The following is a 20,698-nucleotide window of genomic DNA, read 5'->3' on the forward strand; positions in this document are numbered from 1 at the left end:
TTTTTTCTACATCTTCAAGTTTTGTTTGAGGATTGGAATGCTCGACCGAACCCTCCTCGTCTGGCACTGATGGCGCGCCTGCTGCCTGGAACCCGTGCGCTGCGGACGCTGGAGGCAGCGGCCCGGCACCTCAATTTCACCCGCGCCGCCGACGAGCTCGGCCTGACGCCGGCAGCGGTCAGCCACCAGATCAAGGAAATCGAGGATCAGCTCGGCATCGTGCTGTTCACACGCACCAGCCGCACGATCCGGCTGACCGAGGCGGGCGCGGTACTGTTCGAAGCTTCGACCGATGCGCTCGACCTGCTTGGCCGGGCCGTCTCACGGGCGCAGAAGACGGCGCGTGGATCGGCGCTGCTGAAGGTCACCCTCGATGCGCAATTCGCGACGAAGTGGCTGATGCGGCGCGTCGACGATTTTCGCAAGCAGCATCCGGCGATCGAGCTGCGTTTCGACATCAGCTACGAGGTGCGCGACTTCGATCGCGACGACGTCGATCTCGGCATCCGTTTCGGCACCGGCAAGTATCCGGGGCTTCGCTCGCACCGGCTGTTTGAAAACGTCATTATTCCCGTCTGCAGTCCGGCCTTGCTGCGGTCAGGGCCGCCGCTCAAGGAACCGCGCGACCTGTTCCATCATACGCTGGCCCATATCGAGTGGTCGCGCCAAGGCGTCACCTGGCCGAATTGGAGCATATGGATGGCGGCGGCGGGCGTCGATGATTTCGACGACAGCCGGACCATCGTGTTCGGCAACTCGACGGATGCCGTCCAGGCCGCGCTCGACGGCAACGCGGTCGCGCTCGCCGATTTCGCCATGGTGGCAAACGACCTGTCCGAAGGTCGGCTGATCCGGCCGTTCGAACTCGGCATCAAGGTCGCGCCGGAATTCGCCTATTTCCTGGTCTATCCCGAAAGTACGGCGAATGATCCGCGCGTCATCGCCTTTCGCGATTGGCTTCTCGAGGAAATCGCCAAGACCCCGACCTGACGGTCAGGCCGCCGCCGCGCCGAACCAGCCGATCACCGCGCCGATGAGAAGCATCACGCCAAGCCAATGGCCGACATCGATGAGCGTCAGATCCCAGCCGAAACCTTCGTAGCGATGGTTGACCGAAAGCGTGGTGGCGACGAACCCCAGCCAGAGAACGAAGCCGAAGATCACCCCGGCAAGCAGGCTCGGTTCGCCGCCGGTCACGGCGCCGATGATCAGCGACATGACCAGCGCCATGACGAGCTCCGCGACAAAGGAGACGACGAAGGGCAGCATCGATTTGCTCATCGTCGCCGGATCAAGCTTGGCGGCCTTCAGCCACGGCTTGCTCAAGCCCATATACCAGGCCGCGCCGAACAGCCACGCCACGACGGCGGCGACGATTACCGCCAGCCAATTGATTGCTGAAAAATCCATGGTTCCCTCCGGTCGATTGCGCGATGGAACGCCTGTTCGGCGATGCCGTCAAGCAAGACGCCAGACGGTGGTGCGCTTGACCTCGGCGTCCTCCAGCGCCCGCGTCACCGCCACTTCGTAGACGGCAAGCGGTTCCAGCCCCGCCTTCGGCAGATAGGAGCGGCCGGGATCGCCGACGAGAATGTCGCCGCCGCGCGCCTTCAGCCGGGCGAACCACGGCATCAGCCTGTCAGCGAAAGTTTTGTCGTAGAAGACGTCGCCGGCCAGCACCACGTCCCAGCCGGCATCAGTATCGATGCAGTCGCCGATGAGGAATTTTATCTCGGCCCCGTTGGCCTCGGCATTGAGGCGGATCGCGGTCGCGCAGAACGGGTCGATGTCGGCGGCGATCACCTCGGCAGCTCCGGCCTTCACTGCGGCAATGGCGACAAGGCCGGAGCCGGAGGCGAAGTCGAGCACGCGCCTGTCGCGCACCGCCGCCGGATTGTCGAGGATGTAGCGGGCAAGGCCTTGGCCGCCGGCCCAGGCAAAAGCCCAGAAGGGCGGCGGCAGGCCGATTTCGGTCAGCTCATCCTCTGTCCGCTGCCACAGGTCATGCGCCTCGTCGGCCAGGTGCAGGCGGATCTCCGGCACATGCGGCGGCGCCGTCAGCGCCGTGTTGTCGAGGATGAATTTCCTGGCGCTGTCCGGCGTCAGCGCCGTCATGGCGCCGGCGTCAGGCCGCCCATGCGGCAAACCTCTTGCCATTCGGCCGGCGTCACCGGCTGCACGGACAGCCGCCCGAGCCGCACCAGCGCCATGTCGGCCAGCTTTGGATTGGCCTTGGCCTGTTCCAGCGTCACCGGCTTCGGCATGTCCTTGAAGGCGCGGATATCGACGCATTCCCAGCGGGGGTCGTCGGTGGTGCTGTCCTGATGGGCCAGAGCGCAGACCTCGGCGATGCCGACTATGTCGAGTCCATCATTGGAATGGTAGAAGAAGCCGAGATCGCCGATCTGCATCGCCTTCATGTTGTTGCGCGCCGCATAATTGCGCACGCCGTCCCACTGCGTGCCGGCCTTGCCCTTGGCCTTCAGCATTTCGAAGGAGAAGACCGAGGGTTCGGATTTGAACAGCCAGTAGTTCATCTCAGTTGTCCCGTTGCCGTTGTCGGTTTGTCACTATCCAGCGTTGGCGCTGCCCCTCACCCTTACCCTCTCCCCGTAAGGACGGGGAGAGGGGTCGCCAGCGCTGGAGCTTCTCCCTTCTCCCCGTTCTTCACGGGGAGAAGGTGCCGGCAGGCGGATGAGGGGCAGCGCGAACGAACGATCATTCACTCACAGGTTTGTTGAAGCTCCAGTTCCACTGCCGGATTTCGACGCTTTCGAACAGCCCTGCCTTGGTATAGGGATCGGCCGCCGATAGGGCTTCTGCCGCAGCCAGATCGGGGGCCTCGACAACGGCGAGAGTGCCGTTCGGCTTGCCGTCTGCGTCGAGGAACGGGCCGGCGAAGGCCAATTTCTTGTCGCCGTTCAGCCCTTCCAGGAAAGCAAGGTGCTTGGGCCGCGTATCGAGCCGCACCTGCAGGCTTCCTGGCTTGTCCTTGCAAATCAACGCAAACAGCATCTTTTCAGCTCCGGTATCGTTCTGGATTACATGTCGGTTTCGGTTTTGAGCGGCCTGGTCATCAACGCCGTCACAGCCTGGTCTATGGTTATGGTGCCGTCCAGTATGGCGGCGACGGCGGCGATGATCGGCGCGTCGATCCGGCGCTCGCCGGCGATGCGGGCGGCGATTGCCGCCGTCGGCACGCCTTCAGCCAGGGGCAAGCCGGCAAGCGGCTTGCCTCGCCCAAGCGCCAGCCCATAAGCGAAATTGCGCGACTGCGCGGACGAGCAGGTGAGCAGCAGGTCGCCAAGGCCGGAAAGCCCCATCAGCGTCTCCGGCTTTGCACCAAAGGCGGCACCGATGCGGCGCAATTCGACGAAGCCGCGCGTCACCATCGCCGCCTGGGCGCTGGCACCGAGCCCGGCGCCGGTGACGGCACCCGCGGCAATGGCAAAGACGTTCTTCAGTGCGCCGCCGATCTCGACGCCGATCAGGTCGTCGCTCGAATAACAGCGCAGGTTTTCAGCCGAGAAACGGGCGGCAAGGTCGGTGGCCAGAGCCTCGTCGCGGGCGGCGACCACGACGGCCGTGGGCAGGCCTTTGGCGACGTCGGTGGCAAAGCTTGGGCCCGACAAAGCGGCGACCGGATTTGCCGGCAGGATTTCCTCGGCAATGGACGACAGCAGCGCGCCGGTGTCGCGCTCGATGCCCTTGGCGCAGAGGACCAGCGGGACGCCTTTCGGCATATGGCTGGATGCGGCCGTCAGCATGGCGCGCAACGATTGCGCCGGCGCCACCGCCAGCACGCAGTCGGCGCCGTCGAGCGCCGCCTCGATGTCGCTCGTCGCCACGATGCCAGGATCGAGTGCGATGCCCGGCAGATAGCGCGGATTTTCGCCACGGTCGAGCGCCGCGACGGTCTCCGGGTCGCGCGCATAGAGGCGGACGAAATGACCGGCGCGCAGCATGGCCAGCGCCAGCGCCGTGCCCCAGGCGCCGCCGCCGAGCACGGCGACGCGCCAGCCGCTTGGCGCCTTGTGCTCGCTGCCGGTCATGCCTTGGCCCCACGCCGGCCCGAGCCGACCATCGGGGCCGAGACGCTGTCCAGCGGCCAGCGTGAGCGCGGCACGAAATCGGCGGCGTTTTCACCTGATATGCCGGCGCGCAGCCGCTCGATGCCGGCCCAGGCGATCATCGCCGCATTGTCGGTGCAGAGGTTAAGCGGTGGCGCGACGAAGCTGAACCCGGCCTGCTCGCACAGGCCCTGCAATGTCGTCTTGATGGTCCGGTTGGCGGCGACGCCGCCGGCGACAACCAGCGCAGGCTCGACCTTGTCCGGGAATTGCTGACGGAACCTGGTCAGCGCCCGCGCAACCCGGTCGCCCAGCGCATCCGCCACCGCCGCCTGGAACGAGGCGCAGATATCGGCAACATCCTGGTCGCTCAGCGGGGCGATCGCCGTTGCCGCCTGGCGCACCGCGGTCTTGAGACCGGAGAAGGAAAAATCGGGCTGCACCGAACCCTTCATCGGGCGCGGAAAGGCAAAACGGGCCGCATCGCCGGTTGCAGCCGCCTTCTCGACATTCGGTCCGCCCGGGTAGGGCAGGCCGAGCATCTTGGCCGTCTTGTCGAAGGCCTCGCCAAGCGCGTCGTCGATCGTCGTTGCCCAGCGCTGGTAGTCGCCGACGCCGCGTACGGCGACGATCTGGGTATGGCCGCCGGAGACCAGCAGCAAGAGGTAGGGAAAGTCGAGCCCGTCGGTCAGCCTGGCGGTCAGTGCGTGGCCTTCGAGATGGTTGATGGCGATCAGCGGTTTTTTGGCTGCCGCGGCAATCGCCTTTGCAGTCATCAGGCCGACGATCAGCCCGCCGACAAGACCGGGACCGGCGGTGGCGGCAATCGCATCGATGTCGGCGAGGTCGACGCCGGAATCGGCCAGCGCTGCCTCGATGATGCCGTCGAGCGCCTCGACATGGGCGCGCGCGGCGATCTCCGGCACGACGCCGCCGAAAGCGGCATGCTCCTCGATCTGGCTGAGCACGATGTTCGACAGGATTTGCGGCGCGCTGCGACCGTCCAGCGCCACCACGCTGGCGGCGGTCTCGTCGCAACTCGTCTCGATGCCCAGAACGCGGATCAATTCGTCGCTGTCCTCGATGATTGTGCAACCGGCCTTTCCCCGATAGGAGAAAGCCGGAAAACGGCCTCGATCTGCCGGGGGTTATCACGGACGGCGCGTCATGCAAACAACCTTGAAAATCGGAACACGCGGCAGCCCGCTGGCGCTGGCGCAGGCGCATGAAACGCAGGCGCGGCTGATGGCCGCGCACGGCATGCCGGGGGAAGCTTTCGAGGTGGTCGTCATCTCGACCAGCGGCGACCGCATCCAGGACCGGCCGCTGTCGGAAGCCGGCGGCAAGGGCCTGTTCACCAAGGAGATCGAGGAGGCGCTGCTGGCGCGCCGCATCGACATCGCCGTGCATTCGTCGAAGGACATGCCGACCCTGTTGCCCGAGGGGCTGGAACTGTCCGCCTTCCTGCCGCGCGAGGACGCGCGCGATGCCTTCATCGGCAAGGCGGCGCGAACGATTGCCGGCCTGCCGCAACGCGCCAAGGTCGGTTCGTCGTCGCTGCGGCGCCAGGCGCTGATCCGGCGGATGCGGCCGGACATCGACGTCGTGATGTTTCGCGGCAATGTGCAGACGCGGCTGCGTAAGCTCGACGAAGGCATCGCCGACGGCACCATCCTCGCCTATGCCGGGCTGAAGCGGCTCGGGCTCGAAGATGTCGTCACCGACCTGATGCCGCTCGAGGTCTTTCCGCCAGCGCCGGGGCAAGGCGCGATCTGCATCGAAAGCCGCATCGGCGACCGCGACGTGGAACAGATGCTGGCGGCGATCCACGACGGGCCGACCGGTGAGGCGCTGGCCTGCGAGCGCGCCTTCCTGGCGGCGCTCGACGGCTCCTGCCGTACACCGATCGCCGGCCATGCGACGATATCGGGCGGGACGATTTCCTTTGCCGGGCTGATCATCTCGCCCGATGGCACGCAGTCGCATGAAGTCAGGCTGCAAGGGCCGGCGCAGGAGGCGGCGCGCATTGGCGCGGAAGCCGCCGCGACCGTTCGGGCCAAAGCCGGCGAAACATTCTTCGACGGCTGGACCTGACATGCTCCGCGTCTTGGTGACGAGGCCTGAACCGGGCGCCTCGCGCACGGCGCGCCGGCTTGCGGATGCCGGCTTTCAGCCGATCCTGCTGCCATTGACCGGAACCGTGGCGCTGCCGGTCGACGCCGGCGCGGTCACCGATGGCGCCGCGGCGGTCGCGGTCACCAGCGCCAATGCGATTCGGCATGCGCCGAAAGAGGTCATCGCGGCGCTCGCCGGCTTGCCCTGCCACGCCGTCGGCAGGAAGACGGCGGAAGCCGCCCGGGCTGCCGGGTTTCTGTCGGTCGGCGAAGGGCCGGGCAATGCCGAGGCGCTGGCCGATGCACTTGCTGGTGGTTTTGCCGGGCAGACGATGGTCTATCTCTGCGGGCGGGTGCGGTTTCCGGACTTCGAGGAGCGGCTGTTGGCGTCAGGCGTTCAGGTTCGCGCCGTCGAGACCTACGACACTTTTGCGCTGGATTATTCCGACGAGGCCGTGCTTGCGCGCCTGTCCACCCGGCCGGTCGAGGCGGTGCTGCTCTATTCGGCCAAGGCGGCCATGGCGATGCAGGCCCTGGCTGGCCGGCCGGTGCTGCGTGACCTTTTTCAGGACACGCGGTTTTTCGCCTTGTCGGGGCGCATTGCCGCGGCCTTGGACCATGTCGCCGGCGAAAGGCTCCGGATTGCGCCTGAGCCCAGCGAGGATGCCTTGCTGGGGCTTTTGCAGGCGTCACGCTGACCGGCACTCGTGGCAGCGCCAACATGGACGATTGCCCTCGAGCCACATTTTGTTCTTGCTTTGTGCCGGCAGCTATGCTAGAAAAGCACTCATGGTGCTGATTCGCCCCAACGACCCGCCGCCGAGGCGGGTTTTTCGTTTCTGGTCCTGCATGGCATCTCCCAAACGCTGCGGCGTTTTGCCAAAACTGAACTCCAAGCCGTGGCGTCATCACGCCGCCCCTTTTCACCGCTTGGTGATGTGCTAGACCCTTCAAACCATCCCGAAGCGAATTTTGCGGAGCCCGAGCATGGTCAAGACGCCGAAGATGCGGCATTCCAAGAGCCGCCGCGAGCCGGTGACCATCGAGCTCGAGCCCGGCGCCGTCTCGCGAGTCGCCGACGAACAAGATGTCGCGACCTCGCAGACCGACGAGGCGCGGGCCGAAGAAGCGGCGAACGCCTCGCAGCCGGAGCCGCCTGAAGAGCCGGTGCATGCCGACCAGACCGATCTCGAGCCATGGGAACATGCCGACGCAGCCGCGCCGGCCGGCACGCGAGAGCCGGCGGATGCCGGCGCCGATTCTACCAGGGAAACGGAAACCCCTTACCCCGCCGGTTCGGATGCGCCGGCCGGGCGCTCCACGGCTTCCGACTACAGTTTCGAAGATGCATCCAGCGGAACCAGGGCCAGCGGACCGGGGACCCCGAGCTCCGGCGAGAACCCAGCCGAGACGAGGGACGACCACTTGGCAGCGCAGCCGAAGCGGAGCGGCATCAACGGCATCGTCGCCGGTATTGTCGGCGGCGTCATCGCGCTCGCCGCGGCCGGCGGGCTGCAATTTGCCGGTCTGCTCGGTGCGCCGGGGTCGGGCCCCGTGTCGCTCGACGCCGTCAATGGTGAGATCGTTTCGCTGAAACGCGAGGTCGCGGACCTCAGACAGGCCGGCGCCAACAATGACGCATCGGCCAAGGTGGACGGGCTGTCATCGGCGCTGGACCAGGTCAGGGCGGACGTCGCGGCGTTGAAATCGACGGTCGAACAAGGCGGCGCCGGCGACAATGCCGGGGTGGCAGCACTTGGCGACAAGGTCAGGCAGATCGAGACGGCGGTCGCGGCCCTCGGCAAGGCCGGCGGCACGGCGCCCGTCGATCTCGGCCCGCTCAACGAAAGGCTGGCCGCGCTCGACGCGCTGGTGAAATCCGCCGGCGACACGGCAAAGGCGCAGGAAGGCCGGCTTGCGGCGCTGGAACAGTCGGTTTCACAGCTCTCGGGCAAGGTCGATGCACAGGCTTCGCAGCCGAAGATCGCGCTGGCCATTGCCGCCTCGGCGCTCAAGGCAGCGCTCGACCGTGGTGCGCCGTTCGCCGCCGAGCTCGAAACCTTTGCCGCGATCTCCCCCGATGCGCCCGAGATCGCGACGCTGCGCGCCTATGCCGAAAAGGGCGTCCCGACGCGGGCCGAGATCGCCGCCGACGAGGACGCCGCCGCCAACGCCATGGTCGCTGCCGCGACGCCCGTCGACCAGAATGCCGGCATCCTGCAAAAGCTGCTGTCGAGCGCCGAATCGCTGGTCAAGGTCAGGCCGATTGGCGCCGTCGAAGGCACCGGCGTCCCGAAAACCGTCGCCCGCATGGAGGTCGCGGTCAACCAGGGGGACTACGCCAAGGCGCTCAGCGAATACGAAACCCTGCCTGACGCGGCCAAGGCCGCCGGCGCCGACTTTGCCGGCAAGCTGAAAGCGCGGATGGAGGTGGAGACGCAGATCGATTCGCTCATCGCCGGCGCGATGAAGGCGTGAGGAACCCAATGATCCGCATCCTCGCCTTCCTCGCCGTCGTCTTTGCGCTCGGGCTCGGCTTCGCCTGGCTGGCCGACCGGCCGGGTGAAATGCTCGTCACCTTCAACGGCTATCAATACCAGGTCAGCCTGATGGTCGCGGCGGTGGCGGTCGTTGCCGTGGTTGCCGCGGTGATGATCGTCTGGTGGCTGGTCAAGGCGCTGTGGAACAGCCCCTATACGATCTCGCGCTATTTCCGCGTGCGTCGCCGCGACCGCGGCTATCAGGCGCTGTCGACCGGGATGATCGCGGCTGGTGCCGGTGATGGCGCGCTCGCCCGCAAGAAGACTAAAGAGGCGGCAAAGCTGATTCGTTCCGACCAGGAGCCGCTGATCCAGCTGCTCGACGCGCAGGCCTCGCTGCTCGAAGGCGACCATGAGGGCGCCCGTGAAAAATTCGAGACCATGCTCGACGATCCCGAAATGCGGCTGCTCGGCCTGCGTGGGCTTTATCTCGAGGCCGAGCGGCTCGGCGACCGCAATGCGGCGCGCCACTACGCGGGTCGTGCCGCGGCAGTGGCGCCGCAACTGGCATGGGCGGCCGAATCGACGCTGGAAGACCTGACCGGCCGCGGCGATTGGGACGGTGCGCTGAAACTGGTCGACGCCCAGAAGTCGACCCGGCAGATCGAGCGCGATGCGGCCAACCGACGCCGCGCCGTGCTGCTGACCGCCAAGGCGCAGGCGTTGATCGACAGCGATGCCAATGCCGCCCGGACGGCGGCTCTGGAAGCCAACCGGCTGCGGCCGGATTTCGCGCCGGCGGCGGTCGTCGCGGCAAAATTGCTGTTTCGGCAGAACGACGTGCGCAAGGGCTCGAAAATCCTCGAGGCGGCGTGGAAGGCCGAGCCGCATCCCGAGATCGCCGAGCTCTATACCCATGCCAGGCCGGGCGATGCCGTGCTCGACCGGCTGAACCGGGCAAAGAAGCTGCAGGACCTGAAGAAGAATCATGCCGAGTCCTCGCTTGCCGTGGCGCGCGCCGCGCTCGATGCGCAGGATTTTTCAACCGCCCGTCGGGAGGCGGAAGCCGCCATCCGAATGGATCGCCGCGAAGGCGCCTATCTGCTGCTCGCCGACGTCGAGGAGGCCGAGAGCGGCGACCAGGGCAAGGTGCGGCAGCTGCTGTCGAAGGCGGTGAGGGCGCCGCGCGACCCGGCCTGGGTCGCCGACGGCGTCGTCTCCGAACGCTGGACTCCGGTATCGCCGATCACCGGCAGGCTCGACGCATTCGAATGGCGGGCGCCGATGGAGCGGCTCGGCCAGTTGATCGACAGCCATGAGGATACGCCGGAGGCGCCGGTGCCGGCCATCGCGGCTCCAGCCAAGCCGGTAGAGGAAACAGCCGAGGCGATCGAGCCCACAGCGGTTGCTGCCGAGACGCCGAGCGCGGCGACCGAGGAGAGGCCGGAAAACCGTGCCGGCGAGGATCATGTGACACCGGTCACCGCGGCGGCATTTGCCGCGGTGCCGGACGATGCCGAAGCCGTCGAGCCGGCGCAGGAATTGACGCGGCTGCCTGACGACCCCGGCGTCGATCCCGACGACGCGGCGGATAAATCGGCGCGCCGGTTTCGTTTGTTCTGATCAGGGTCGAGCGGACCCGGGCTTATTGGGAATGATTTGATGTTCGAACGCGTTCTGTCGTTTCTAAGGGATCTACCGTCCGGTGGTGGCGACAGCCCCAGCGCCGACGATCCGCGCATTGCGGCGTCCGCCCTGCTTTTCCATGTGATGAACGCCGACGGGGTGCGCCAGGATACCGAATGGGAGCGGTTCAAGAAGGTGCTGGCGGAAAGCTACTCGATCAGCGGCGACGAACTCGACGCGTTGGCGGCTGCCGGCGAGCGGGCCGACAATGAGGCGATCGACCTCTACGCCTTCACCAGCGTGCTCAAGCGCCATCTCGACGCCGAGGCGCGAAAGGCCTTCATCGGCCTGATGTGGGAGATCGTTTATGCCGATGGCGAGCTGCACGAACTCGAGGACAATACCGTCTGGCGGGTCGCCGAGCTGATCGGCGTCGAACGTCGCGATCGTGTCGAGGCGCGCCTCAAGGCGGCCGCCGCGGCTCCTGGTGCTGCCGGAACGTCGAGCGACGAATAGACAGGATCCCGCCTTCCAATGCCGCCCAAGCCAAGCCCGAGACCAAAGATCCTGATCGTGCTGCATCAGGAGCATTCGAGCCCGGGACGGGTCGGCCATATGCTTATCGAGGAAGGCTTCGATCTCGATATCCGCCGCCCGCCGCTCGGCGAGGCTTTGCCGCAGACGCTGGATGGCCATGCCGGCGCCGTGGTGTTCGGCGGGCCGATGAGCGCCAATGACGGCGACGAGTTCGTCCGTCGCGAGACCGACTGGCTCAAAATTCCGCTCAACGAAAACCGGCCGCTGCTTGGCATCTGCCTCGGCGCGCAAATGTTGGTCAAGCATCTTGGCGGCAGGGTCGAGGGCCATGGCGAGGGCCTGGTCGAGATCGGCTGGTATCCGCTGAAGGCGACCGAAGCGGGCAGCAGGCTGATGCATTGGCCGGAGATGGTCTATCAGTTCCATCGCGAGGGCTTTTCGCTGCCGAAGGACGCGACACTTTTGGCGACGGCCGAAACCTATCCCAACCAGGCCTTCCGCTATGGCGACAATGCCTGGGGCATCCAGTTCCATGGCGAATTGACCCGGGCGATGATGCAGCGGTGGGTGGTGCGCGGCGCGCACCGCTTCGAACTGCCCGGCGCCCAGCCCGGCCGCGACCATCTCGGCGGCCGGCTGATCTGGGACATGCACCTCAAGCGCTGGCTCGGCGAGTTCCTGCCGATGATATTTGGTAAGCCGGCGCTGCGGTAATCAGTTTCGCCCCCTGAGATGACGCACCTTGCGCAGCTGCGGGAACAGCACCGCCCATAGACCGGCGACAGCGACCGCCCCGACGCCGCCGACCACCACGGCCGGAACCGTGCCGATCAACGCGGCCATGGTGCCGGCGCGGAATTCGCCGAGCTCATTGGAGGCGCCGACAAACACCTGGTTGACGGCGTTGACGCGGCCGCGAACGTCGTCCGGCGTCCACAGCTGGATCAGCGTCTCGCGGATATAGACGCTGAACATGTCGGTGGCGCCGAGCAAGGCGAGGGCTGCGATCGACAGCCAGGTGATGGTCGAGAGGCCGAACAGAACTGTGAACGCGCCGAACAGCGCGACGAAGCCGAGCATGACAAGGCCGGCATGGTTGCGGATCGGGTGTCCGGCCAGCCATATGGCGACGCAGATGGCCCCGACGCCGGGCGCCGAGCGCAACAGGCCGAGCCCCCACGGGCCGAGTTCGAGGATATCGCGCGCGTAGACCGGCAGCAGCGCCGAGGCGCCGGACAGGAGCACCGCAAACAGATCGAGCGAAATCGCGCCGAGCACGATCTTTTCGCTCCAGATGTAGCCGAAGCCGGCGAACAGGGTCTGCACCGTCGGCCTGTCGGTCCGGCTGCGCTGGGCGGGCTTCGGGATAGTGAAGATCAGCACGGCGGCGATGAGCATCAGCACGGCCGCCGTGGTGTAGGCGGCTTCGGCCGAAAGCCCGTAGAGCAGGCCGCCGGCCACTGGCCCGACGATGGTCGCCGTCTGCCAGGCGGACGAGTTCCAGGCGATGGCGTTGGCGAAATCCTCCGGCGGCACCAGATTGGCGAACAATGATGACGAGGCTGGCCCGAAGAAGGCGCGCGCGATGCCGAATATGGCGAGCACGATGAAGACCGGCATCGGCCCGGAGAGGCCGCGCAGCGTCAACAGCAGCAGGGCCAAGGCGCAGCCCGCCTCGACCAGCACCGCCAGCGCCATGATCAGGCGGCGTCCAAAACGGTCGGCAACGTCGCCGGTGACCAGCACCAGCAGCAGCGAAGGCAGGAACTGGACGATGCCGACAAGGCCGAGGTCGAACGGGTCGCGGGTGAGATCGTAGATCTGCCAGCCGACGGCGACCGACACGATCTGGGTGGAGAATGTCGAGAGGAAGCGCGCCGCCCAGTAGCTTAGGAACGGCCGGTGGCGAAAGGCGGCATAGCGCTGGTCGGACGGTACTTGGGATTCTGTGGTCATGGATTAGGCCCCGTGGCGGCGATGTCGGCCGGCGGGGCACTTCCACGATGGGCGCTGGTCCGGCCAAAAAAAGCCTTTAGCGCAGTTCGGCCGGAGGCGCGCGCAAAAATCCGGCCTGGATCAACAATTTCGTTCTGGCGAAGGGAGGCAGGCTGGTCGAAGGCGGTGTTCCATCGCCCTGCCAATCTTGGGCGTTTGCGCTGCCCCTCACCCTTACCCTCTCCCCGTGAAGGACGGGGAGAGGGGGTCGCCAGCGTCGCGGCCAAGCCCCTTCTCCCCGTTCTTTACGGGGAGAAGTGCCCGGCAGGGCGATGAGGGGCAGCGCCACGATGGCAATTGGTGCTGCTACGGGATGCAGAGGCCGCCGTTTGCAGGCCGATCAAATACCAACGAAGCCTAAGCCGTCGCCTTGGCCTTCCTGCCCCTGCCCTTGACGGGCGCCGGCGGGGCGGCCTTGCGGCCGAGGCCGATCGCCTTGGCGAGCTGCGAACGCGAGGCCGCGTAGTTAGGAGCGACCATCGGATAGTCGGACGGCAGGCCCCATTTGGCGCGATAGGCGTCGGGCGTCAGCCCGAAATGGACGCCGATATGGCGCTTCAAGGATTTGAACTTCTTGCCGTCCTCGAGACAGATGATGTAGTCCGGCGCCACCGATTTCTTGGGATTGACGGCAGGCGTCAGCGGCGCGGCGACCGGCACTGCCGGTTGCCCCAGCCCGCCTATGGAGGCGCTGACGCTGGCGATGAGATCCCCGAGGCCGGAAGCCGGCAAGCGGTTCTTCTCGACATATGCGGACACGATATGGGCGGTCAGCTCGAGCAGGTCGATGTCTTTGCGAGCGTTGTTGCTGTCGTCGATCAATCTATTTCTCCGTCCGTGGGGGTCGCAGAAATTCCTAGTCGGCAAATCTGCGCAATGCAATGACGCCGCACCACGTCACACATTATTTTGAATAATAATACTAACGGCAGCGCGGGATTAACAACCCTGAGCCGGTGCTCGATAATATCAGACAATCAGCAATATCAGATAATCAGGGATTTGTCGCGCCATAGTCGAAATCCGCCCTCGAAGGCGCGTGTGTTGTCGCCGCGTCTGCAATCGGCGGGCAAGCCGGTGAGTTCATCGACATTGCCGCCGCCGATGACCACGTAATCCGGCTGCATGGCGGCGCGAAGCCGGTCGACGACGTCGAAGACGTGTTTGCGCCATTTCTTCTTGCCGCGCTTTTGCAGGCCGCGTTCGCCGACATAGTCTTCGAAACTGCCGCGCTTCTTGTAGGGAAGATGGGCAAGCTCCATCGGCTGGGCGACGTTATCAACAATCATCGCGGCCCCCAGGCCGGTGCCGAGGCCGAGGAACATCATGCGGCCGCCTTCATAACTGCCGACGGCCTGCATCAGCGCATCGTTGACGACTTTCACCGGCTTGCCGAACTCAGCGGCGAAATCGCAGCCGACCCAGCCCTTGCCGAGATTGGCGGGTTCGGTCAAAGGCCGGTTGTGGTGCACCGGACCCGGATAGCCCATCGAGACGACATCGTATTGCAGCCCTTCGGCCAGCGTCTTCACCGCCGCGACCATTTGCTGCGGCGTCAGCTCCGGTCCGGAACCGGTCTTGCGCTCGTCGCCGCCGGCGCTGGTGCGGATCTTGACGTGCGAGCCGCCGATATCGATCGCAAGCACGATCTTTTCTTCGTCCGATGCCGGTTGCTTCACCGCCTTGGCCACCGCTTTCGCCTCCCAGAAATCATTTTGTTGGATTGATCCAGCCGTTCGGCGGCCCGAATCCAGCCATGGCTTCGGCCGGCCCCCACGTCTTTGGCGCGTAGACAGGGGGCGGCGTGGTGTCGCCGAGCACCGGACCGACGATGCGCCAGGCGAGCTCGCTGGCGTCCTGGCGGGTGAACAGCTGGCCGTTGCCGTTCATGGCGTCGCCGATCAACCGCTCGTAAGGCGGCATGTCGCCCTTCGAGTCGTCCAGCGCGGTGAGCTCGACCTGCTCGCCGACCATGTCGTCGCCGGGCGCCTTGCGCCGGGCTCCGATCGAGATCGCCACCTGCGGGTCGATGCGGAAGCGCACGTGATTGCAGTCGCCGGGTGTGATTGGATCGAAGACGTCGAGCGGCGGCCGTTTCAGCCGCACGATGACCTCGGTGGCGTGCACCGGCAGGGATTTGCCGGCGCGGATGAAGAACGGCACATCCTGCCAGCGCCAGGTATCGACGAAAAAGCGCACCGCCGCGAAGGTCTCGACCGGCGAGTTCGGCGCCACGCCCGGCTCGTTGAGATAGCCGTCGAACTGGCCGCGCACGACATCGTCCCTGGTCAGCGTCCGGATCGCCCGCAGCACCTGCACCTTCTCGTCGATCAGATCGTCGGCCGAGCGGCCGACCGGCGGCTCCATGGCGAGCAGCAAGAGGATGTTGAGCAGGTGGTTTTCGATGACGTCGCGGATGCAGCCGACCTCGTCATAGAAGCGGCCGCGGCCCTCGACGCCGAAATCCTCGGCCATGGTGATCTGCACGCTCTCGACGTAATTGCGGTTCCAGATCGGCTCGAGGAAGGAATTGGCGAAGCGAAAATAGAGCAGGTTCTGGATCGCCTCCTTGCCGAGATAATGGTCGATGCGGAAGATCGACTTCTCGTCGAAGACCAGATGCAGCACCCGGTTCAGCCAGCGCGCCGATTGCAGATCGTGACCGAATGGCTTTTCCACCATCAGGCGCGCGCCCTGGGCGGCGCCCGACTGCTCCAGCCCCTGGACGACCACCTCGAACATCGCCGGCGGCACCGCCAGATAGTGCAGCGGCCGCTCAGCGCTGCCGAGTGCGGTCTTCAGCTTCTCGAAGGTCGCAGGCGCCCGATAGTCGCCGCTGACATAGCGCAGCAGCGATGCAAGCTTGGCGAAGATCTTCTCGTCGATGCTGCCCAAGGCGTTGACGATGCCGTCGCGGGCGCGCGCCTGCAGCTTGGCGAGGTCCCAGGGATCGAAGGCGACGCCGATCACCGGCTCGCTCAGCGTCCCCTTGGCCACCATGGCGTAAAGGGCGGGGAAGATCTTCTTGTGGGCGAGATCGCCGGTGGCGCCGAAAAGCACCAGCGTGTCCGATCGTTCCTGGCTCATGGGCGTGCCTCCCTGTCGCACGTCACGAGCCGGCCTTGGGTTTTTCGACATGGCCGCCAAAGGCATAGCGCATGGCGGACAGAAGCTTGTCGGCAAATTCGGATTCGCCTTGCGAGGAGAACCTGTCGAACAGCGCCGACGACAGAACCGGCGCCGGAACGCCGGTGTCGATCGCCGCCTTCAGCGTCCAGCGGCCTTCGCCGGAATCCGAAACGCGCCCGCCGAACTGCGTCAACGACGAATCGGCCTTCAGCACGCCGGCCGTCAAATCGAGCAGCCACGAGCCGATGACGCTGCCGTGCCGCCAGACCTCGGCCACCTCAGCGATGTCGATGTCGAACTGGTAATATTGCGGGTTTTCCAGCGGGCTGGTTTCGGCGTCGGCGGTGCGCTGCCGCTTGCCGGCATTCGCCGACTTCAGGATGTTCATGCCCTCGGCATAGGCGGCCATGACGCCGTATTCGATGCCGTTATGGACCATCTTGACGAAATGGCCGGCGCCGCTCGGCCCGCAGTGGAGATAGCCGAAGGGAGCGGTTCCGGCATCCTTGGCAGGGGCAGGCGAAGCGGCGTCGGCGCCCGGCGCCAGCGTCGCGAAGACCGGATCGAGATGCTGGACCGCGCTGTCGGGGCCGCCGATCATCAGGCAATAGCCGCGCTCGAGGCCCCAGACGCCGCCGCTGGTGCCGACATCGACATAGCTCAAGCCTTTCAAGGCCAGGCGCGCGGCGTGGTCGACGGCCTCGTGGTAATAGGAATTGCCGCCGTCGATGATGATGTCGCCCGGCTCCATCAAGGCGGCCACCTGGTCGACGATCCGGCCGGTGATCGCCGCCGGCAGCATCAGCCAGGCGCTGCGCGGCTTCGCCAGCTTGCCGACGAACTCCTCCATCGAGGCGGCTCCGACCGCGCCGGCGCTCACAAGCGCCGCGACGCTCGCCGGGTTGATATCGTAGACGACGCATTCGTGGCCATCACGCAGCAGGCGCCGAACCATGTTGGCGCCCATCCGGCCCAGTCCCATCATTCCTATCTGCATGGTCTCGTCCTGCCTTACTTGAGGGATCGATGATCTAGTGGCGCTGTTATTGAAGCATGATCTTTTCCGAAAACCGGTCTCCACTTTGCGGGATCATGCTCTCTCCGGTATCGCCGATGCCGACAGAAAAGTCAGCATTCTCCCAATGGCCGGCATCGGACCAGAAGAATGTGAAGACAATGCTATTGCCCGGAGCGGCGTCGGCAACCGGTAACTCCGCGAGATGGATGCCGAAAAGATTCGCGGTGGTCTCGGCGTCATGGATGGTTGCCCAATTGTCGCTGCTCCAATGAACCACCGCCCGGGCCAGAAGTTCGATGCGCAACGCCTTGCCTGCCGGGATGGTACGGATCTTGTGGTTGAAGCGCCATGCCCTGAGGCGCGACACCGTCCTGCCCTCGACATAGCGCTTGACGCCTTGCGGCGGCATGTCGAACACGGCGCCGTCGCGCAGCGAACGCAGCAGCTTGATGTGCTCGGAATGCGCCCAGACCAGCGGCTTGGCGCTGCCGGAGGGCCCGCCATGCCGCAATTCGCGCTCCGGCATGTCGGGACCGTCCCAGACCTGCTCCGGCAGCAGGCCGCCCGGCCCGGCAGAGTTCTCGAACGTGCCGAGCAGGCTTGCCGCTTTGTCCTTGCGCCCCGCCGCCAGCTCGTAATGGGCGCGCTCGCCGACCAGCAGCGGCCAGGCCCGGCCCTGGCCGGTTCCATCGAACGGTGCGCCGTCGGCATGCTCGCCATAGCCGTCGCCATTGTAGCGGTACCAGAGCGGGCCCTGCGGCAGTTCGCAGCGCAATTGCGCGTCGATGACCTTGACCATGTCGAGGATGCGCGGATCGTCGGCTGCCCTCAAGCCGAAGCGGACCAGTGCCAGTGCATCCGGGCTGACGATTGCCTCGGCGGGGCGGTTCGCATCGCCGGGCGGACGGTTCTTGATCGGTACAAAGCCGTCCTTCGGCGATGCCGCGCCGGCCGTCTCGGGCGGGGCGATGCGGACATAGTAGCCTTCGACGCCGGCTTCGTCGCATGCGGTGGTGCCGGCGACGTAGGTCCAGCGCTCGATCTGATCGTTCCAGATATCGGCGGTTTCGCGCAGATAGTTTGCCGGCTCTGTTTTGCCGGCGGCATCGAAGATGTCCGCAGCCGCAAGCAGCGCCGCGATCTCGACCGCAAGTGTGAACGGGCTGTAGCCGGCGTCTTCTTCCCAGCGGTCCTCGCCGGTGACCGGGCCGTTGCGCACAACATAGGCGGCAGCGCGCTCGATCATCGGCATGAAGGAGGAGAGTGCGGCAGGCGGCAAATGGCCGGCACGGCGCAGCGCGTCGGCGAGCAGCAGCGGGAAGGCGCATTCGTCCATCTGAATGCCCGGCCAATAGGCCGACCCGTCGAGCCAGGCGTTCTGCGGCCAATGGCCGTCCGGCTGCTGGATCGAGCGCAGATAGCCAAGGATGCGCAAGGTTTCCGCCGGGTCGCCGGCGGCGAGGAAGCCGCCGGCGGTTTCGACCAGATCGCGCGGCCAGACCAGGTGATAGCCGCCGAGGTCGTCGTCGCCCTTGTTGAAGCCCCACGGGATCGACAGGCTGGCAACGGCTGCTCCGGTAGACGAGTGGTGCGTCGCCAGCACAGCCGTGCTGAGGCGGTAGCTGTTGAGGCCGGACGCCGCGTGCCGGTCCAGCGGCAGCAATCTGGCCTGCCATTTGCGCCATTTGTCGATGTAGGATCTGGCTGCGGGCTCAAAACCTTGGTTCAGGCTGGCGAAAGCAGTCTCCGCCGCCTGTTGCGGCGTCGTGCCGAAGCCCAGTGCCAGCAATATTTTTGGGTTCGCGGCCGAAAAGCCGATCTCGCCGATCAGCGCGACATTGCCGTCCTCGGCCCTGCGGCAGGCCGGATCGAGCCGGCCGCCTTGACGAAGCTGCTGCCAGCCGTCGGAGACGCCGACATAGCCGGCCGCGCACGCCTTCCACGGCAGCGACGAGGCGAGCGCCAGGCAGGTGCCGCGTCCCGATGCAAACAGGACAGGCTGTCCTTCATGGTCGTCGATCCAGGCGGTGTTGCCCATGCCGGCGTTGACGAGGTGCGGTGCCAGCAGCGCGTAGACGCGGTAGTCGGCGGCCGCGCCTTTGAGCGGCGTGAACATAATCTCCTGCAGCAAGACGGGACGTTCCGGATCCGTCAGGATGCGCTTTTCGATCCTGTAGGTTCCATCGCTTGCGGTGTTGACCAGCCGGTAGGCAGGCACCCCGTCCTCCAGGGGTTCGATACTGTGTTCGGCGTCGCGTTTTTCTTCCGAGAAATAGCCGTCGGGTCCGGTAACGATCAGCCCCAGATCGCGGGTGCAGGCGCTATCGAGGCGCGGGTAGTAGATCTCGTTGAGGATACCGTGGCTGATGGTGAACCAGATCGGGCAGGCCGGCGAGAGCGCGGTGCCGACGCCGCTCTTGGCGCTCGACGTCCAGCGCGCCGGAATGCCGGGTGCACCCGGGGCAAGGTTCGCTGCCATTCGATCGGTCTCCAGCGCCATCCCTAGACCAGGAGTCGAACCGGTTTCAATGATTGCACCGCAAGTTGATCGCTGGCCATGGATTGCTGTTGACAGCTTGTCGCCTATCTGCATTTGTCTGATAATAGATAAAAAACAGCATTATGAGCATATCAGCCATTAGCCGCCAGCCAGCCATTAGCCACTAGTAAGACAGCAACTCACGGGAGGAGTATGACATGAAGAAAATATTCGTTTTGGGCGCCCTTGCGGCGATGCTTGCCGCAGGCACCGCGCTTGCCGACACCAGCGGCAAGAAGATCGCCTTCTCCAACAATTACGCCGGCAATTCGTGGCGGCAGGCGATGCTCGACAGCTACGGCATCGTCACCAAGAAGGCAGTCGCCGACAAGGTGGTCGGCGCCGCCGACGTCTTCACGACGGCCGACAAGGAAGTGCCGACCCAGGCAGCCCAAGTGCAGAACCTGATCCTGCAGGGCTATGACGCGATCGTCATCAACGCGGCGTCTCCGGATGCCCTCAACGGCGCCATCAAGCAGGCCTGCGACGCCGGCATTGTCGTCGTCTCCTTCGACGGCATCGTCACCGAACCCTGCGCCTACCGCGTCGTCGTCGACTTCAAGGACATGGGCAAGCAGGAAGTCGAGCAGATGGCCAAGTTCCAGCCCAAGGGCGGCAACCTCCTGGAAATCCGCGGCCTCGCCGGTACCTCGATCGACGATGCCATCCATGCCGGCATCCTCGAAGGCGTCGCCGCCCATCCCGAGTTCAAGATCGTCGGCTCGGTGACCGGCGACTGGGACCAGACAACGGCACAGAAGGCCGTCGCGACGATCCTGCCGTCGCTGCCGGATGTCGTCGGTGTCGTCGACCAGGGCGGTGACGGCTACGGCGCGGCGCAGGCTTTCGCCGCCGCCGGCAAGCCGCGCCCGACCATCATCATGGGCAATCGCCAGGACGAGTTGCAGTGGTGGAAGGAGCAGAAGGAAAAGGACGGTTACCAGACCTGGTCGGCATCGATCGCACCGGGCGTATCGACGCTTGGCTTCTGGGTGGCGCAGCAGGTGCTCGACGGCCGCACCGACGTGCCGCACGACCTGCTGGTGCCCTATCTTGCCTTCACACAGGATGATTTCGAGGCCGCGTTGCCGAAGATTCCGAAGGGCGGCGTCGCCAGCCACGAATACACGCAGGAAGACGCCGTCGCGGCGATCAAGGCCAACATCAAGTGAGCATGACACTATTGTTGC

General features: G+C 65.7%; 20 protein-coding genes. 8 read left to right on the forward strand and 12 right to left on the reverse strand.

What is annotated here, in order from left to right; all coding sequences use genetic code 11:
• The first annotated feature begins 69 nt into the window (after positions 1–69).
• On the forward strand, positions 70–990 hold the full coding sequence (gene gcvA, locus RQ479_RS22865) for a transcriptional regulator GcvA (protein WP_376702728.1): 921 nt from the start codon (positions 70–72) through the stop codon (positions 988–990).
• Positions 991–993: 3 nt separating this feature from the next.
• On the opposite strand, the gene RQ479_RS22870 is transcribed toward gcvA, so the two are convergent.
• The 6 genes from RQ479_RS22870 to tsaD all read right to left on the reverse strand — a co-directional run bounded on the left by RQ479_RS22870 (position 994) and on the right by tsaD (position 5,134).
• Positions 994–1,410 carry a DUF1761 domain-containing protein gene (locus RQ479_RS22870; RefSeq protein ID WP_376702729.1) on the reverse strand — a complete coding sequence of 139 codons (417 nt, stop codon included), beginning with the start codon at positions 1,408–1,410 and terminating at the stop codon, positions 994–996.
• Between the two features lie 48 nt (positions 1,411–1,458).
• On the reverse strand, positions 1,459–2,115 hold the full coding sequence (locus RQ479_RS22875; protein ID WP_376705999.1) for a methyltransferase: 657 nt from the start codon (positions 2,113–2,115) through the stop codon (positions 1,459–1,461).
• The gene (locus RQ479_RS22880; RefSeq protein ID WP_352468158.1) at positions 2,112–2,537 is read right to left on the reverse strand and encodes an EVE domain-containing protein; all 426 of its coding nucleotides are present in this window, start codon (positions 2,535–2,537) and stop codon (positions 2,112–2,114) included. Before RQ479_RS22880 ends, RQ479_RS22875 begins: the two co-directional genes overlap by 4 nt.
• Before the next feature lie 181 nt (positions 2,538–2,718).
• Complete coding sequence (locus RQ479_RS22885) at positions 2,719–3,015, reverse strand: YciI-like protein (RefSeq protein WP_352468159.1); 297 nt, start codon at positions 3,013–3,015, stop codon at positions 2,719–2,721.
• A 26-nt stretch (positions 3,016–3,041) separates the two neighbouring features.
• Positions 3,042–4,052 carry an NAD(P)H-dependent glycerol-3-phosphate dehydrogenase gene (locus tag RQ479_RS22890; protein WP_376702730.1) on the reverse strand — a complete coding sequence of 337 codons (1,011 nt, stop codon included), beginning with the start codon at positions 4,050–4,052 and terminating at the stop codon, positions 3,042–3,044.
• Positions 4,049–5,134 (reverse strand): tRNA (adenosine(37)-N6)-threonylcarbamoyltransferase complex transferase subunit TsaD, encoded by a 1,086-nt coding sequence (gene tsaD / locus RQ479_RS22895; protein WP_376706000.1) that lies wholly within the window; start codon positions 5,132–5,134, stop codon positions 4,049–4,051. The genes RQ479_RS22890 and tsaD overlap by 4 nt, the downstream gene beginning before the upstream one ends.
• A gap of 103 nt (positions 5,135–5,237) precedes the next feature.
• Here tsaD and hemC point away from each other — a divergent pair, with 103 nt between their 5' ends.
• From hemC to RQ479_RS22925, 6 genes are all read left to right on the forward strand, one after another.
• Entirely contained in the window at positions 5,238–6,164 is a 927-nt protein-coding gene (hemC, locus tag RQ479_RS22900) for a hydroxymethylbilane synthase (RefSeq protein WP_376702731.1), read from the forward strand.
• A gap of 1 nt (position 6,165) precedes the next feature.
• A complete protein-coding gene (locus RQ479_RS22905; protein ID WP_376702732.1) occupies positions 6,166–6,882 on the forward strand; it encodes a uroporphyrinogen-III synthase in 717 nt (238 codons plus the stop codon).
• Positions 6,883–7,171: 289 nt separating this feature from the next.
• Entirely contained in the window at positions 7,172–8,662 is a 1,491-nt protein-coding gene (locus RQ479_RS22910; RefSeq protein WP_376702733.1) for a COG4223 family protein, read from the forward strand.
• Positions 8,663–8,670: 8 nt separating this feature from the next.
• Complete coding sequence (locus RQ479_RS22915) at positions 8,671–10,287, forward strand: heme biosynthesis protein HemY (RefSeq protein ID WP_352912962.1); 1,617 nt, start codon at positions 8,671–8,673, stop codon at positions 10,285–10,287.
• Positions 10,288–10,326: 39 nt separating this feature from the next.
• On the forward strand, positions 10,327–10,806 hold the full coding sequence (locus tag RQ479_RS22920; RefSeq protein WP_352468165.1) for a TerB family tellurite resistance protein: 480 nt from the start codon (positions 10,327–10,329) through the stop codon (positions 10,804–10,806).
• An 18-nt stretch (positions 10,807–10,824) separates the two neighbouring features.
• Complete coding sequence (locus RQ479_RS22925) at positions 10,825–11,541, forward strand: glutamine amidotransferase (RefSeq protein WP_292657163.1); 717 nt, start codon at positions 10,825–10,827, stop codon at positions 11,539–11,541.
• Here RQ479_RS22925 and RQ479_RS22930 read toward each other — a convergent pair whose 3' ends face one another.
• The 6 genes from RQ479_RS22930 to RQ479_RS22955 all read right to left on the reverse strand — a co-directional run bounded on the left by RQ479_RS22930 (position 11,542) and on the right by RQ479_RS22955 (position 19,448).
• The gene (locus tag RQ479_RS22930; protein WP_376702734.1) at positions 11,542–12,783 is read right to left on the reverse strand and encodes an MFS transporter; all 1,242 of its coding nucleotides are present in this window, start codon (positions 12,781–12,783) and stop codon (positions 11,542–11,544) included.
• A gap of 396 nt (positions 12,784–13,179) precedes the next feature.
• Positions 13,180–13,644, reverse strand: coding sequence for a MucR family transcriptional regulator (locus tag RQ479_RS22935; RefSeq protein ID WP_376702735.1), 465 nt, complete (start codon positions 13,642–13,644; stop codon positions 13,180–13,182).
• 164 nt (positions 13,645–13,808) lie between these two features.
• On the reverse strand, positions 13,809–14,513 hold the full coding sequence (locus tag RQ479_RS22940) for an ROK family protein (RefSeq protein ID WP_376702736.1): 705 nt from the start codon (positions 14,511–14,513) through the stop codon (positions 13,809–13,811).
• A 19-nt stretch (positions 14,514–14,532) separates the two neighbouring features.
• Positions 14,533–15,909: a glucose-6-phosphate dehydrogenase gene (gene zwf / locus RQ479_RS22945; RefSeq protein ID WP_376702737.1), complete on the reverse strand. Its 1,377-nt coding sequence runs from the start codon at positions 15,907–15,909 to the stop codon at positions 14,533–14,535.
• 22 nt (positions 15,910–15,931) lie between these two features.
• Entirely contained in the window at positions 15,932–16,948 is a 1,017-nt protein-coding gene (gene gnd, locus RQ479_RS22950; protein ID WP_352456290.1) for a phosphogluconate dehydrogenase (NAD(+)-dependent, decarboxylating), read from the reverse strand.
• Positions 16,949–16,994: 46 nt separating this feature from the next.
• Positions 16,995–19,448, reverse strand: a complete 2,454-nt coding sequence (locus RQ479_RS22955; RefSeq protein ID WP_376702738.1) for a glucan 1,4-alpha-glucosidase — start codon at positions 19,446–19,448, stop codon at positions 16,995–16,997.
• 218 nt (positions 19,449–19,666) lie between these two features.
• On the opposite strand from RQ479_RS22955, the gene RQ479_RS22960 reads away from it, so the two are divergent.
• On the forward strand, positions 19,667–20,680 hold the full coding sequence (locus tag RQ479_RS22960; RefSeq protein WP_376702739.1) for an ABC transporter substrate-binding protein: 1,014 nt from the start codon (positions 19,667–19,669) through the stop codon (positions 20,678–20,680).
• Positions 20,681–20,698 lie beyond the last annotated feature (18 nt).

Origin of the sequence: Mesorhizobium sp. ISC25 (assembly GCF_042295465.1) — a bacterium.
Taxonomy (GTDB): Bacteria; Pseudomonadota; Alphaproteobacteria; order Rhizobiales; family Rhizobiaceae; genus Mesorhizobium.

What these genes read in the sequence shown, in the direction of transcription:
- gcvA (WP_376702728.1), top strand. Translation starts at nt 70, where the DNA reads ATGGCGCGCCTGCTGCCTGGAACCCGTGCGCTGCGGACGCTGGAGGCA.
- RQ479_RS22870 (WP_376702729.1), bottom strand. Translation starts at nt 1,410, where the DNA reads ATGGATTTTTCAGCAATCAATTGGCTGGCGGTAATCGTCGCCGCCGTC.
- RQ479_RS22875 (WP_376705999.1), bottom strand. Translation starts at nt 2,115, where the DNA reads ATGACGGCGCTGACGCCGGACAGCGCCAGGAAATTCATCCTCGACAAC.
- RQ479_RS22880 (WP_352468158.1), bottom strand. Translation starts at nt 2,537, where the DNA reads ATGAACTACTGGCTGTTCAAATCCGAACCCTCGGTCTTCTCCTTCGAA.
- RQ479_RS22885 (WP_352468159.1), bottom strand. Translation starts at nt 3,015, where the DNA reads ATGCTGTTTGCGTTGATTTGCAAGGACAAGCCAGGAAGCCTGCAGGTG.
- RQ479_RS22890 (WP_376702730.1), bottom strand. Translation starts at nt 4,052, where the DNA reads ATGACCGGCAGCGAGCACAAGGCGCCAAGCGGCTGGCGCGTCGCCGTG.
- hemC (WP_376702731.1), top strand. Translation starts at nt 5,238, where the DNA reads ATGCAAACAACCTTGAAAATCGGAACACGCGGCAGCCCGCTGGCGCTG.
- RQ479_RS22905 (WP_376702732.1), top strand. Translation starts at nt 6,166, where the DNA reads ATGCTCCGCGTCTTGGTGACGAGGCCTGAACCGGGCGCCTCGCGCACG.
- RQ479_RS22910 (WP_376702733.1), top strand. Translation starts at nt 7,172, where the DNA reads ATGGTCAAGACGCCGAAGATGCGGCATTCCAAGAGCCGCCGCGAGCCG.
- RQ479_RS22915 (WP_352912962.1), top strand. Translation starts at nt 8,671, where the DNA reads ATGATCCGCATCCTCGCCTTCCTCGCCGTCGTCTTTGCGCTCGGGCTC.
- RQ479_RS22920 (WP_352468165.1), top strand. Translation starts at nt 10,327, where the DNA reads ATGTTCGAACGCGTTCTGTCGTTTCTAAGGGATCTACCGTCCGGTGGT.
- RQ479_RS22925 (WP_292657163.1), top strand. Translation starts at nt 10,825, where the DNA reads ATGCCGCCCAAGCCAAGCCCGAGACCAAAGATCCTGATCGTGCTGCAT.
- RQ479_RS22930 (WP_376702734.1), bottom strand. Translation starts at nt 12,783, where the DNA reads ATGACCACAGAATCCCAAGTACCGTCCGACCAGCGCTATGCCGCCTTT.
- zwf (WP_376702737.1), bottom strand. Translation starts at nt 15,909, where the DNA reads ATGAGCCAGGAACGATCGGACACGCTGGTGCTTTTCGGCGCCACCGGC.
- gnd (WP_352456290.1), bottom strand. Translation starts at nt 16,948, where the DNA reads ATGCAGATAGGAATGATGGGACTGGGCCGGATGGGCGCCAACATGGTT.
- RQ479_RS22955 (WP_376702738.1), bottom strand. Translation starts at nt 19,448, where the DNA reads ATGGCAGCGAACCTTGCCCCGGGTGCACCCGGCATTCCGGCGCGCTGG.
- RQ479_RS22960 (WP_376702739.1), top strand. Translation starts at nt 19,667, where the DNA reads ATGAAGAAAATATTCGTTTTGGGCGCCCTTGCGGCGATGCTTGCCGCA.